At 46.5% G+C, this 12027-nt stretch carries 19 protein-coding genes and 1 pseudogene; all 20 read right to left on the bottom strand.

What is annotated here, in order from left to right; translation table 11 throughout:
- On the bottom strand, positions 1-437 hold a 437-nt coding region (locus GZ1_RS16360; RefSeq protein ID WP_157074389.1), incomplete at its 3' end, for a hypothetical protein.
- 12 nt (positions 438-449) lie between these two features.
- A complete protein-coding gene (locus tag GZ1_RS16355) occupies positions 450-836 on the bottom strand; it encodes a phage tail fiber protein (RefSeq protein WP_060788902.1) in 387 nt (128 codons plus the stop codon).
- Positions 837-848: 12 nt separating this feature from the next.
- Positions 849-1907 carry a baseplate J/gp47 family protein gene (locus GZ1_RS16350; RefSeq protein WP_060788901.1) on the bottom strand — a complete coding sequence of 353 codons (1059 nt, stop codon included), beginning with the start codon at positions 1905-1907 and terminating at the stop codon, positions 849-851.
- Positions 1900-2322 (bottom strand): DUF2634 domain-containing protein, encoded by a 423-nt coding sequence (locus tag GZ1_RS16345; protein WP_060788900.1) that lies wholly within the window; start codon positions 2320-2322, stop codon positions 1900-1902. The genes GZ1_RS16350 and GZ1_RS16345 overlap by 8 nt, the downstream gene beginning before the upstream one ends.
- Positions 2323-2640 (bottom strand): DUF2577 family protein, encoded by a 318-nt coding sequence (locus GZ1_RS16340; protein WP_060788899.1) that lies wholly within the window; start codon positions 2638-2640, stop codon positions 2323-2325.
- A gap of 3 nt (positions 2641-2643) precedes the next feature.
- Complete coding sequence (locus GZ1_RS16335; protein ID WP_060788898.1) at positions 2644-3618, bottom strand: XkdQ/YqbQ family protein; 975 nt, start codon at positions 3616-3618, stop codon at positions 2644-2646.
- Positions 3615-4259, bottom strand: coding sequence for a LysM peptidoglycan-binding domain-containing protein (locus GZ1_RS16330; protein ID WP_060788897.1), 645 nt, complete (start codon positions 4257-4259; stop codon positions 3615-3617). Before GZ1_RS16330 ends, GZ1_RS16335 begins: the two co-directional genes overlap by 4 nt.
- Positions 4256-5923 (bottom strand): phage tail tape measure protein, encoded by a 1668-nt coding sequence (locus GZ1_RS16325; protein WP_060788896.1) that lies wholly within the window; start codon positions 5921-5923, stop codon positions 4256-4258. The genes GZ1_RS16330 and GZ1_RS16325 overlap by 4 nt, the downstream gene beginning before the upstream one ends.
- A gap of 11 nt (positions 5924-5934) precedes the next feature.
- The gene (locus GZ1_RS19330) at positions 5935-6102 is read right to left on the bottom strand and encodes a hypothetical protein (RefSeq protein WP_167346370.1); all 168 of its coding nucleotides are present in this window, start codon (positions 6100-6102) and stop codon (positions 5935-5937) included.
- A 20-nt stretch (positions 6103-6122) separates the two neighbouring features.
- Positions 6123-6536, bottom strand: coding sequence for a phage tail assembly chaperone (locus tag GZ1_RS16320; RefSeq protein WP_060788895.1), 414 nt, complete (start codon positions 6534-6536; stop codon positions 6123-6125).
- Positions 6537-6580: 44 nt separating this feature from the next.
- On the bottom strand, positions 6581-7015 hold the full coding sequence (locus GZ1_RS16315) for a phage tail tube protein (RefSeq protein WP_047758624.1): 435 nt from the start codon (positions 7013-7015) through the stop codon (positions 6581-6583).
- A 14-nt stretch (positions 7016-7029) separates the two neighbouring features.
- Positions 7030-8106 (bottom strand): phage tail sheath subtilisin-like domain-containing protein, encoded by a 1077-nt coding sequence (locus GZ1_RS16310; RefSeq protein WP_060788894.1) that lies wholly within the window; start codon positions 8104-8106, stop codon positions 7030-7032.
- Positions 8106-8525 carry a phage tail terminator family protein gene (locus GZ1_RS16305; RefSeq protein WP_060788893.1) on the bottom strand — a complete coding sequence of 140 codons (420 nt, stop codon included), beginning with the start codon at positions 8523-8525 and terminating at the stop codon, positions 8106-8108. The genes GZ1_RS16310 and GZ1_RS16305 overlap by 1 nt, the downstream gene beginning before the upstream one ends.
- On the bottom strand, positions 8522-8917 hold the full coding sequence (locus tag GZ1_RS16300) for an HK97 gp10 family phage protein (RefSeq protein ID WP_060788892.1): 396 nt from the start codon (positions 8915-8917) through the stop codon (positions 8522-8524). The genes GZ1_RS16305 and GZ1_RS16300 overlap by 4 nt, the downstream gene beginning before the upstream one ends.
- Positions 8917-9525: a phage head completion protein gene (locus tag GZ1_RS16295; RefSeq protein WP_060788891.1), complete on the bottom strand. Its 609-nt coding sequence runs from the start codon at positions 9523-9525 to the stop codon at positions 8917-8919. Before GZ1_RS16295 ends, GZ1_RS16300 begins: the two co-directional genes overlap by 1 nt.
- Positions 9522-9659 (bottom strand): hypothetical protein, encoded by a 138-nt coding sequence (locus GZ1_RS19060; protein ID WP_157074388.1) that lies wholly within the window; start codon positions 9657-9659, stop codon positions 9522-9524. The genes GZ1_RS16295 and GZ1_RS19060 overlap by 4 nt, the downstream gene beginning before the upstream one ends.
- 14 nt (positions 9660-9673) lie before the next feature.
- Positions 9674-9958 (bottom strand): head-tail connector protein, encoded by a 285-nt coding sequence (locus GZ1_RS16290; protein ID WP_060788903.1) that lies wholly within the window; start codon positions 9956-9958, stop codon positions 9674-9676.
- A gap of 43 nt (positions 9959-10001) precedes the next feature.
- On the bottom strand, positions 10002-11198 hold the full coding sequence (locus GZ1_RS16285; RefSeq protein ID WP_060788890.1) for a phage major capsid protein: 1197 nt from the start codon (positions 11196-11198) through the stop codon (positions 10002-10004).
- A gap of 40 nt (positions 11199-11238) precedes the next feature.
- A complete protein-coding gene (locus GZ1_RS16280; protein WP_060788889.1) occupies positions 11239-11811 on the bottom strand; it encodes an HK97 family phage prohead protease in 573 nt (190 codons plus the stop codon).
- Positions 11801-12027: pseudogene (locus tag GZ1_RS19430) on the bottom strand (phage portal protein); the annotation flags it as partial. The pseudogene GZ1_RS19430 and the gene GZ1_RS16280, both read right to left, overlap by 11 nt.

Below are 12027 nucleotides of genomic sequence, written 5' to 3'. Positions count from 1 at the left end.
TCTTGAATGATGGCTTGCAGGCGAACAAATTCAGAAGATAACGCCTGGCGAATGACCTTCACCTGCTTTATTCCATCATAGTAGGGAGGAACGTATTTCTTCATGTCTTTATGAATGTCTCGATCATATCGGTAAAACTCTAGCCTTGAGTTTCCTTCTATCTGCGCTTTAATCCCTTTAAACTTCCACGTTTCTGCATTGACAATGACGCGCCCGATCCCTTGGGCCGAAAGACGGACGAGCGAGCGCTTAATAAAATCTCTCGTTGAAACCGTTCCTCTCGAACTAAGTGACGCCTTTGTTCGAAAAATCATAGATGTGTTTATTGCTAAAGCTCCATTCGCCGATATGCTGCCTCCTGCCCGTTTCACCGCTATGACTTTAGCTTGGACCGTCCCTCTTCCCGTTACGTTTGACTGAATGTTGTATAGAGCCATGTCATACACTCCCTAGGCGAGTGTGATTGAGATGTCGCCAGCGTTAATTTTCAGCTGGTCGTTGGTGCTAATTGTCTTGGGAGTTGTTACGGCCCCATAAAAAAGCAAGTTTCCGCCTGTCGCGGCATCTAAAATACCTATATGCGTCACTGTCCCCCAGTTGGCTGTCGCGACTGGGAACAGAATCTCGTTGCTGTTTGATACCATCCCACCGTTTGGGGCACCAAACGTGATCTTCTGTCGTTGATACGATCCGCCAGTTACCTCTGTTCCTGTATTGTCATCAGTCGGATCACTTGTATATAGCGCTAAGTAGACGGCAGCTGGCGATGTATATGGAATATTGCGCAAAACAGCGTTGATCAACGCATTTTCAAGATAGTTCGAAATAGCACTCATGCAAATTCCCTCCTACAATAATGTCACTCTACCAAGAACGGCAATCTCATCATCGTTAAGTTTAATGTTTGAGGTGCCGCTATTGATTTTCAGATTTTCATAGTCTAAGACGTAACTGGCGTTTAAAATCGCCTCTCCCACTTTGGCATAGCGAACGATTTGTTCGAAAAAGGCAACGTTCATTAAATAATCGTTGATAGAGTTTTTGATTTGTTGCAGGGCGGTTTCTATATCGGCTTGCTCGTTCAAGGTGACTTTCACATCGATATCAACGCTTACCTCTCTTGCTCCATCAACGGTGACATCGGCCAATGTCGGTCTCTTGGCCTCAATGTTCTCTTTCACTTTTGCAATCATCTGCGGGCTCGGTGACTTCTTTTGGTCCGTAATGACAACAACGCGAACCGTCCCTGGACCATTCCAGCGCCGAAATACACGAACATAGCCAATACCGGGCACTTCTTTTGCCCAACGGATGTAGTCGGCATCATTACCACTAGATGAGGGCATAGAGATCCGTTCAAAATAGCGAGCAAGTAATGATTCATCGCTTTCTTCATCGATTCCATTTTCAAACGCTTGAGGATTTGTCACACTTTCCACCCCGTCGATTTCATCCACCAAAACTGCAATTGCGCCAGCTGGCACATTGCCGCTAGACCCCGCTATTTCTGCTTCTACAGGAACAGAAGCCACACCACTTTTTGTGATGGTCGCTTCATTCAATGTATAAAAGAAAATCGGATTAGCATTGTTAGTGCTTATTCGAGTATTGGCTGGGATCACCGTCCCTGCTCGTCCAGTAAAAATCACAATGCCAGTTGCTTTTTCCGCTTCTTTTGGTATTATTCCAACGTCTTTTGCGCGTGCTATTAATATGTCTCTCGGTGTATCTTCGCTAAGAAAAAGCCATTTGACACCCAAATCAAATTGCTGGTAAGCCTGTTCTAACTCAAGCGCCGCTGGGGCAAGCATATCCCATATAACCGATCCTTGCCGTTTATCAAAATCGTCAGGGATCCGAGACAACATTCGCTGCATAATCACCTCAAACGTCTGATCCTCAAACATTCACGCTCACCCCCTCGAGCGTCTTGCCGTTAGTCAAAGTGACGGTAAAAGTGATTTCCAGTTGATCGCCATTGCGCTCAATGAAAAAATTTGACGCACTTTTGATCCGGTCATCATATTCAATCGCTTCTTTGATTAGTCGAGGGACTTCTTCCTCTAGGAGCTCGCTAGAGACGTTCTTGCCAATGATATCTTCTATTTCGCAGCCATACTCATCGTCATAAATAAAAAAGCGCGAGCGAGCTGTCATAATTGCCTTTTGAATAAATTGCAAAACGGCCTCATCATCGTCGATGGTCCCGCCCAATTCGCCTCTTTCAAAATCGATGCGATACGTCTTCGACGGGCCGATCACTACGGTTTCCGTTGCGTTATCGGCATTCAGCTCGTCAAGGTTGACCGGAGCAAGCGTCATTCAAATCACCACCCGATCAATGATATAAAACACTTGGTCACGGTCGCTGGCTACGATGACGCGATCGCCGACCTTTAGTTCGTCTTGATATTCCAATTCCACCGTCGCACCGCCGTTGATTTTGACTTGTCGCTTATGTCTCGTTAGGTGCTGCGCGATAACGACATCGTCTTTGTCCAGCTCGATTTTCATGTTATCGACCTGGATTTTTATATTTGGAGGTGGCGACGTCACCGTGGCCAGCTCAATGGATATGTCCTTGTTATAGCCATGTTGCCGCATCAGATTAATAAGCCGAACAGCACCGTTCCCCTCCATGTCTCATACCTCCTCATAGGCCACCTCTGCTAGAGTAGGGCTGCTGCTAATGGTTAACGACATCGTATGCACCCCGTTTTCATAATGATGGGTGTCTGAATTGACGTAATAAGTACCGTTAATGCCAGTCATCTTGTTATAGACTTGGATCACAGAGCCGGACGTGATCTCATTGATCCCTAAAGACTCGAGACTCATGTCTGTTGCGACTTTACTCATATCTTTAAGCAGTTGGTTGGCTAATTTTTGCAGCTGCGCTTTATTCAACTTTTCATCCGCACGTTCAACGTGCTGCATAACGCCATATTGCCTTGCTAAACTGTCATTTTGGACAGTGACAGTCACAGGGTTTTTATCTGTGCCGCCGATCACCTTTACCTTTGTTTTTGTTTCCTCAATACTTTCATTGACGCTAAGGGACAATAAATTCCTTCCACTCTCGATGATCAGTTTGGCGCTTGGTACTTTCATTTCTGTGAGCGTAAATTTCCCGAGGTGATTGGAAATAAAAAAACGCCTACCTGTATGCTTTCGGGTAGTCGTTAACGCTGTAAATAGCATTTCTGCTAATGGTTTTTCGCGAAAAATATGTTTCGGGATTACATATCCGGTATCGGCAATGGTGCCGACAGGGATTTTATAAAGGCTGCAAATGTACTTGGCCATTTCGCTCGCCTTTTTCTTCGTGAACTTTATGGTGTCCGCATTTTTAACGAGGTATATATTAGGATCGTAGCACGTTAACAACCATTCCCCAGCCTCGTTTTTGCCCGTTGCAAAAAGGAATCCTCGAAAGAGCTCTTTGTCATCAAAAAATCGAACCGTTTTTCCCTTCTGGAACGCCAATAACGGAGAAACCCCGTTTGCGGTATTGTGCAATGTGATTTTTAACGTGCGCGCTACTTGCTGCAAGTCACCGCTCCATTCCACGCTTCTCACTAAACCGGTGATGTCGTAGTTATCATAAACGACAATCATGGAATCACCAGCTTTTGCCCTGGGAAAATAGTATTCGGATTCTTTCCAATCACTTTTTTATTGGCTTCGTAAATCTTCCGCCACTTACTCCCGTCTCCATAAATGCGCTTTGCGATTGACCATAAACTGTCGCCTTTCTTCACTACATACGTCTTTGGCTGCCCCTTTTGCTTCGGTGGCCGTTGCTTATTAGATGGTGGAGAAGACTGTGTCCATTTTTTCACTGTAGGCATCCTATATTCTTTTAGGGATATGGAAAACTGCACCTCTCCCGGACTGCCAGGCGGACTTGGCCAGTAGGTGAATTCCGGAATGAGTACAAGCGTATTAATGTTCGCTGTCGTCACAATAAAACGGATTGGTTTTTCGGCATCGCGCCATTTTTCAACGATGCTGATGAAATCGGTCGGAGGAATAATTTGATTATGAACACAATAGGCCGGGTCGTATTTAGCCGGTAAAAACGACTCAAATCGGAATTCGCGCAATCCTCTATTCTTCGGAATCGTTACTTCCCCTAAATGATTGACCTCGACGATTTCCATTCCATAAGGGCTCGATACTTCGAAAGAGGAAGGGTTCACAGGCAACTGCAGGCTTTCGCTTCCGTATCGGAACCAAAACTGCATTTTCACATTCATACCATGACGCCCCCTTCCTGTTCAATATACCGAGCCAACTCGAGAGCCAATTTCTTAATATCGGAGTCGTTGCGAATGATGAACTGGTTGCCGGTGATCGTAACTGACGGACGTTGACGCTTGCTATACTCCATTTGCTTCACTTCCTGCTTAGTCAGAACTTTCTCGCCCTCGTGTAACAGCGCTGGATAGTTATCGCGAGGGATGACGCCTCCAATTGCTTTCTTTTGGATCAATCCGTTTCCACCAAGGAACTTTGGCAACCCGATTTTAATATTTCCAATAGATGTAATTTTTTTGATGAAACTTGTGACACTGCCGATTAACCCGTCAAACCACTGTTTCACGGGTGTGATGAAGTTGGATACTTTTTCTTTTACTACGTCCCATACTTCTAGTGATTTCTTTTTCACCTTTTCCCAATTGAGCACTAACGCAACACCGGCCGCAATCAAGACTGCGATCCCGGCCGCTACCCATGTCATCGGGTTGGCGAGCATTGCGACATTCAAGCCGATCTGTGCCGCCGTCTGAGCCAACGTGCCGGCGCGCCATGCTTTAAACAGGGTGATAATTGTCTGCATCATCGTTAAGCCGGCAAAAGCGATACGGAACGAAATGACCCCGGCTGTTACGGCTGCTAATGCTGTGGCGACCGATTTAATATGCGGGGTCGCCTTAGCAAAGGCATTGACCATTTTAGCACCTGCATCGCCGATGGATTTGCCGATGTTTTCGCTCATCTTGACCAGCTTATCCATCGTTTCCGGCTTGATCCCTTTCAACATGTTATAGCCCGCATCTTGTAGGCCGCTTTTTAGGTTCCCCATAATTGTGCTGGCTTTACCTGCAGTAGATTGGGAAAGCTTTTGCGCCCCACCAGCAAAGAACGGACTCAATTTTTGTGAAGTTAGTGTATTAAATGCCTTCTGTGTCTCGGCTGCAGTCAGGTTATCTTTTTCCTTTTTCCCTACATAGCCCTTAAATTCTTGGGCTGTCACTTTAAATCCGAATTCTTTGAGGCGCTCAAATTCGCCCGTTTTCGCATCAGCAAGGGCCTCAATCGCTTCCGAAAGGGTTTTGCCAGGTGTCAACGCTGCCATGTCTTCTGCGAGTTTTAAAAGTTTCATCGCTTCTTGCGTATTTCCACCAGCGATCCCTAGCGCCCTAACACCGGTTTGGACGACTTCACCCGTTTCAAATGGCGTCTCATTCGCGTTTTTCCGCAAAGCCGTCAAATATTCTTGGGCCGACTTTTGCACTTGTTGCTGGCTCATCCCCTTGTTTTGCACACCGATAAAGTGCTCCATCGAAATCATGTATTTTTCTAAGTCAGCCCCGCTTTTTAATGCGGTTGCTACTCCGGCACCGAGCGCCGTTCCGATCGTCGCTCCTAATAGACGCAATCGCTCCATGGTCAACGCTGCCCGATTTCGGACGCGATCAATAGCATCAGCTAACGTCTCCAGCTTCTCGTTCGCTTTCGCCGTTTCAACCCGCATTTCCCAGCGCTTTTTGGCACTTTCCTGCACCTTATCCATCGTGGCCTTGAGGCGCAGCATTTCATTTTTCAGTTTTTCATTCGATCGAATGACCTTCTCGATACTCTGCGTTGCACTATCCTTGACGGAGATTTCCGCCTCGAGCCGTTGGCCTTTCGCCATATCTCTTCACCTCACCAGAACAGCACTGGACACGGCATGCCGGATAAAGCTTTTATTTTCTCGTTTTCTTCCTCGACTTCCAGCTCATAAAAAGCACGAATAATCGTCAGCTCCCCATAAGGGATTTGATAAAAAACTGAGGGCCGGATGCCTTTCTTTTTCCAATACCAGTACATCATCTGTACATAACCGTTTTCCTTTACGGCTTTTTTACTTCTTCAACGGCCCCCTCGCCAAACCCGCTTAAATCGCTGATTTCGTTATATAGCCGATCAATTTCACCAGGCGTAAATAGTTTCCGAATCAAATCATATGGCGTCGGGACCTTATAATGCTCTAACAACTCCTTCCGTTTTAACTCTGGAGAAACAACGCCCTTTAAGATCGTTTCTAGTTTGATAGTAAAAACATCGACGTCCGCTTTGTTTGAAATTGGATCAAACTTTGTAGACATATCCTGAATCTCTTCAAACTGTGTCTGTGTCAACGCTTGAATTTCAAAAACGACCGGCTCGCCGGCCAGCTCGCTCAACCGTTTAATTTCCACGAGTTTTTTTGGTAATTCCAGCTTTTCCGCATCCATTTTGAGTAAAATATCAACCACATTGCTCATTGTGTTCCCTCCTCATGACAAAAAGCAGAAGGTTGCCCCTCTGCCTATTCAATATAGTCGATAAATTCAAAATCATTAAAAGTAAACGGCTTCTCTTCTTGAACGATTTTCCCCGATTCCCAGTCCGCGAGAGTCAGATCGTCAAAAGTACAACCTTTCAATACAACACGTTCCGCACCGAATGCCGCTGGATCGGCCAGCTTGCTCACGATCGTCATCGGTTCCAAAACACCACGCTTCACCTGCTCGGCCACCTTGCGTGTCAGTCGGGAGTTCACCTTTGTGATTCGCAACGTCCCTTTGCCTTCCCATCCCATATATTTTTGACCTTGGCCGTTCGGAGCACCACACATTGGCACTTTTTCCTTAATAAAGTCCACCTTTGCCTGCAATCCGTATGCTTCCGCAAATTTTTCGCCGTCGATCCATACTTCTCCATGCGTACCGGAAATGGCGCGTTCAGGAATCATTCGTTCCATTCAGTCACACCTCCCTAAATGAGCACTTTCATGTCAATGTCCTCAATCGCATCGAGAGGACGGATACGAGAAAGGATAAACACCTTATCCCTTGTGTTCGCTTCCTTAATTTCTTGCTCTTTCATCGCATTAACATCGATGCCGATAGAGCGTAAATAGACCCGTTGCTGTTCTAAATCGATTTCTGCGCTATTTTTCCCAGCGTCAAGCAACCCGTCAATCTCCAGCTGCTCATAGTACGCGTTAATAGCTTGAATGAGCAGCACTTTATTGTCATAGCTGTTAGCATATTTACCGATATATTTGTCCTCGATCGTCTTGCGAATGTCCATGTACATAAGATCGAGAATATCGACGATTTTAATTTTCTTGAAATCGTCTCCCTTATCTTGCGCAGTTGCGACGAGTGACGTCACCCCGCGACCGACTTTCACCTTTTCCCCATCGTGATAAATCACAAATTCGCCATTATCGATCGCCTGGTCGAGTTGATCCTTCGTGTAGCTTTGTACACTATCAACTTCCGGCAACGGCTGAAAAGTCGTTGAAATCGTCAACGGCGTTCCGGCAATTAATCCAGCAATACGAGAGCAATATTGGGCCGCTGTATACGTCGTATCGCCAACCACAATATTTTCCGTCGTGAAGTTAATAATGTACTCTTTATCGGCCGCGTGATGAGGCAATACAGCTTTCACCATCTTGCCATTAGCGCGTTGCGACCCGATCCAAGTGGTGATTTTCGTTTTGTCTGCTTCCTCAATCTCTGGGAAGGCCAAATAATCGAATTTCACCGTCTCTAAATAGTTCAGCGCGACATCTAGAGGTGTTCCGTTCGTCACCGTAGCATTCGGATCGTAGACGTACACCACCACCCGGTTCGGCGTCCGCTCACCACCAATAAATGCGAGCTCGATTTGCTTTTTATTCGCCTCCGACAGTCCGGTCGGAATATCGGTAACGCTCGTTACAACATGCGCGCCGAGAGCCGCCGTATCTTTTAGCAGCAACGCGACGATCCCTCGCTCGCCGCGTTGAATCGCCGTGGCCCCTAGCGTCTTGAATACAATATTGACTTGAGGCAGGCCCATTACAATACCTCCCTGTTATGAATGATTTCCTGCATGAGGTCATGCTGCGTTGTATCGCTCAACATCACGATGAAGTCAAGCTCGAGAAAAAAGTGGAGAATATCGTCAACAATTTCGAATCTCCGCTCTACAATGTTTACCTTCATCCCGTCAAAAGCAATGCTTCGGAACAAGTCGTTCAACGAATCAGCCATTTCAACGTTTTTGGCGTTCGTTTCTTCCTCGGATAAATACTGAATATCGATGGTGATTTCCCTTTGCTGCATCGACTTGTTCAGCTCGATCACATCGCCAGGCAAAACGGTAATAAAAAAACAAGGCTTTTTCAGGCCTTGTTCCACTTTTTCACCGTATATTTTATGGTCCGGAAAGGCTGTTTTGAGTTTGCCGATCACCGCATTTCGAATAGCTGTCATCATAATGAATTCAGCACCTTGTCAAAATGTTTTTTCAACCGGCGCGGGATTTGGCGTTTGATACGCTTTATCGATACTGTCAACATATAAAACCCCGGAGCGTGCCCAACTGTTTTTTTATTGATCACTACTTTATGGCCGTATTCCACAAAACGGGCATAAAACTCCTTGTTATAGACGACGATAATCAAATCATCGCCTTCCCGCTTCAGCTCACCAATTTCCCAGCCGCTCCGCAATCTCCCCTCGTCTTTTGGTGTCCTCACTTTCGCTAGACGCAATAAGCCTTTGGCAACGTCCAATAAGTAGTTTTCCAGTTCTTTAGGGAGATTTTCCTTGAGGAAAATAAACTGCTCTTCGTATTTTTTGAAATTGTTTATTTTGAGCTGAAACATTACGCTTCACCTTCTATTTCCGCCATAACCTCTTGGAAGGTATGATATTTAAAGCATTCCTTCACGGTAAACCGGAATGTTTGTCCTCTGTGATTGACCTCAATTTTGTCGCCAATTTTAATGTTTCGATGCGTTTCCATATGGATTTTATATAGCAACCGGATATTGTGCGTCGTATCGGTTTGCCTCGTGTCGCCGGAATCGATTTTCACCAGCTCGCACGGGATCTGTTCCATCAGGACAACAGGCTGATGGATCGTTTCTCCGCTCGTCAGCTCCACTTCTTGATGCCGTGACACCGTACAGCGATCATTGAGGCTATGAACGTAGCCGAGCGTGCAATCCAATATAAAATAGCCTGGTTCACCCTCATCCACGGCCATAATGTCGTACCATTTTCCCTGGCAAAGAGCTTTCATTAACGGTTTTATATCCTTATTCGCCCGAATAACGATTTGATATGACTTTTCAGGCTGTTGGTCAGTGAATTTATTCTTTTTGAATTTCACTTGACCCCAGAGCTTACATCGCTCGACAAGCTGTTCCTCACCATTATCGAATTGGATTTCATAAAATGTCAGGCGATCCTTGAGTTGTCCGGGGTTCATGTCCCCTCACCTTTATATTTCACCATCAAATTCCCTGTATCCGACACCGTCACTTCGTATTTATGCCCCGCTGGAGACACTAAGATAAGGCTTTTGAGTTCCTTCTCAACACGCTTTTCCGTTTTCTCGCTCATGATCTTCCTCCTTTCTACGTCGTTTCGCTATCGTAGCAATGAGTCAACTGCGCCACGATGCTCTCGACCGTATGCCGCACTTTTTCGCTCGTTTTGCCGATCATCTCGCGGTTTTCGTACCAGTCGGTTACTAGCACATAGCAAAACAGCTTAGCCAACTCATTCGTGTTGTCAAACGTGTTCCCCGTCGCATTGAACAAGTATTTTTCTGCCGCATTAATCAGCGTACTAATTAAGCCGTCCTCGTCACTATGCTCAACGCGCAACCATTGCTTCGCTTCGTCGAGCGTAATAATCAAAACGATCACCACCAATAAAAGGGGACGGGGTTGCCCCCCGTCATTAGCTCAGCGCCAACTGGCCATATACGGCCGCGCCTGTATCCCAGAATTTGATGTCGTCGCGCATAATCGTACGCAAATCCGTCGTATCGCGTTTAAATGCATCGCCACCTTCTTTCGTTGCCGCCAATTCAAAGAATCGACGCGTGAACAATACGATAAGCTCTTCAAGATTCCCAATGAAAATGGGAGCCTTGTTCGTCGTTCCAGTGATCGACGGCAAGTAGCGATTGGAACATACGACAACCGGACGGCCAAACAACAGCTTCCGCCCCGGCTGTGTGATATCATCTTGCAGTAAGAAACGACCGTTCGCATCTTGTTGGCTGTCGAGCCAGTTATATCCGTCTTGGTTTGTTAACACGATGCTGCTCAAGCTGATAGCCGGATCCAAGTCAACATTAAATACCTTTTTCACCGCTTTCAGATCAGCTAAGTCTTTCGGAGTCATAGTCAGCAGGAGATCCGTAATCAACTTGTTACGCGTAACGACGGCCTTCTTACCAATCCAACGCGTGATGTAATTAATAATGTTCTGATCGCTATCAGCTAAAAGCTCGTTCGTAATCGGCAAGATGCCGCCGCGTTTTTTCACAGAGTACGAGACAGCCACGAATTTAGGATTATCCGTTTCCGGGAGCACGCCGTATTCATCAATCAACGCAAACGGCGTCATCGTTTCATCTTTCTCCAGCACGCGAGATCCCGATAAGGTGGTCACTTCCTCGACGCGAACATATTGAGACAAGTCGTTTTGCGCTCTCATAATCTCGTTAATGCGCGTCTGAATGTCTTTTGGAACGATCAAGGACGAATCTCCGTCAGGGATCGCCGGATTGGCTCCTCCTTCATTCATGACGGCGCGCTTTTCGTATTCTGCGATAATGCTTCGCTCATCCGAAGAAACCGGGCGCCGGCGAATCGCCTTCATGAAGATTTGTCGATACTCCTGTTCCAATTCGGCATCCTTTTTCGTAGCAGCGCGAGTTTCAGCGCCAGCCGAATAAGCGCCACCAAGACCCAATCCACCGCGCTCCTCTTCCTCTAATTGCCGTTGTACTTCAATTTTCTTTTGCAACGCACGTACTTCTTCCATACGTTTTTCGGCTTCATCGACTTTATCCTCTGCTAAGAGAGCACGGACTTCGACTTTCATCTGCTCCAGTTTTTGCAACATTTCCCGCAGTTCTTTTCCCATACTCTTTCAACCTCCCATGATTAAAATAAAAAAGAGCTGATTACATCAGCTCTAACTCGAGGGCTAGTTTTCGTTTTTTGTATTCATTCGAAGCACGTTTTTGCTGCTCCCGGTACTCATCAAGCGACCGGACAGACACTTCATTGGCCGGATAAGCCGGGAAAGCTACCGGGGAGATTTCATATAGTTCCGCATCCAAGATGGACCGCTTATAAATCTTCTTCCCGTCACGATCGACCTGCGACCATTTGTCTTTTGTAACGCGCATGCCAAACGATACACCATCGACATCACCGCGCTTAATCATCTCCCAGGCATCGTTGCCAATCGTGGTATTTGGCAAATCCAGCTCAAATCGCAGCTCTTTTTCCGTGCTTTCAAGGCGCAGCGTTCCACTTTTTGTGCTTCCTAGTACTTTCGCTGTGTCGTGTGACCAGAGCCCGACAACCCCGCGCGTTTTCAAACTCTCATCAAATGCTCCGGCCGCGATTTCCTCGACAAACGTGTCTCCCCACCAGTCCCGCATCTCCGCGCTTTCCGTATTGTACTTGATTGATCCGGAGATGGTGCGTTTTTCTTCTCCTTCGCTCGACTGACGGACTTCAATTTTCACTGGAAGCGCCCGAATTTCCTTTATTTCCTTCGGTGCTTGATTGCCCACTCTCACCACCCCCTTTCATGTATTGCTGACCTACCATTGTTAGAGGGATATAGTTCCCGTTGACAATGAGCTGATTGCCTCCAGGTCGAGGTGGCAAATCTTCCTTAGCCCTTGCTTCGTCCGGTTCAAGAAACCCATTCTGTATGCCGATCGCATAGGCTTCATATC

The organism is Geobacillus zalihae NBRC 101842, from assembly GCF_001544135.1.
In the GTDB taxonomy this organism is placed as follows: domain Bacteria; phylum Bacillota; class Bacilli; order Bacillales; family Anoxybacillaceae; genus Geobacillus; species Geobacillus zalihae.
This window is presented reverse-complemented; position numbering and strand designations above follow the sequence as displayed.

Coding starts and splice junctions, on each gene's coding strand:
- GZ1_RS16355 (WP_060788902.1), bottom strand. CDS start 836: ATGAGTGCTATTTCGAACTATCTTGAAAATGCGTTGATCAACGCTGTT.
- GZ1_RS16350 (WP_060788901.1), bottom strand. CDS start 1,907: ATGTTTGAGGATCAGACGTTTGAGGTGATTATGCAGCGAATGTTGTCT.
- GZ1_RS16345 (WP_060788900.1), bottom strand. CDS start 2,322: ATGACGCTTGCTCCGGTCAACCTTGACGAGCTGAATGCCGATAACGCA.
- GZ1_RS16340 (WP_060788899.1), bottom strand. CDS start 2,640: ATGGAGGGGAACGGTGCTGTTCGGCTTATTAATCTGATGCGGCAACAT.
- GZ1_RS16335 (WP_060788898.1), bottom strand. CDS start 3,618: ATGATTGTCGTTTATGATAACTACGACATCACCGGTTTAGTGAGAAGC.
- GZ1_RS16330 (WP_060788897.1), bottom strand. CDS start 4,259: ATGAATGTGAAAATGCAGTTTTGGTTCCGATACGGAAGCGAAAGCCTG.
- GZ1_RS16325 (WP_060788896.1), bottom strand. CDS start 5,923: ATGGCGAAAGGCCAACGGCTCGAGGCGGAAATCTCCGTCAAGGATAGT.
- GZ1_RS19330 (WP_167346370.1), bottom strand. CDS start 6,102: ATGATGTACTGGTATTGGAAAAAGAAAGGCATCCGGCCCTCAGTTTTT.
- GZ1_RS16320 (WP_060788895.1), bottom strand. CDS start 6,536: ATGAGCAATGTGGTTGATATTTTACTCAAAATGGATGCGGAAAAGCTG.
- GZ1_RS16315 (WP_047758624.1), bottom strand. CDS start 7,015: ATGGAACGAATGATTCCTGAACGCGCCATTTCCGGTACGCATGGAGAA.
- GZ1_RS16310 (WP_060788894.1), bottom strand. CDS start 8,106: ATGGGCCTGCCTCAAGTCAATATTGTATTCAAGACGCTAGGGGCCACG.
- GZ1_RS16305 (WP_060788893.1), bottom strand. CDS start 8,525: ATGATGACAGCTATTCGAAATGCGGTGATCGGCAAACTCAAAACAGCC.
- GZ1_RS16300 (WP_060788892.1), bottom strand. CDS start 8,917: ATGTTTCAGCTCAAAATAAACAATTTCAAAAAATACGAAGAGCAGTTT.
- GZ1_RS16295 (WP_060788891.1), bottom strand. CDS start 9,525: ATGAACCCCGGACAACTCAAGGATCGCCTGACATTTTATGAAATCCAA.
- GZ1_RS19060 (WP_157074388.1), bottom strand. CDS start 9,659: ATGAGCGAGAAAACGGAAAAGCGTGTTGAGAAGGAACTCAAAAGCCTT.
- GZ1_RS16285 (WP_060788890.1), bottom strand. CDS start 11,198: ATGGGAAAAGAACTGCGGGAAATGTTGCAAAAACTGGAGCAGATGAAA.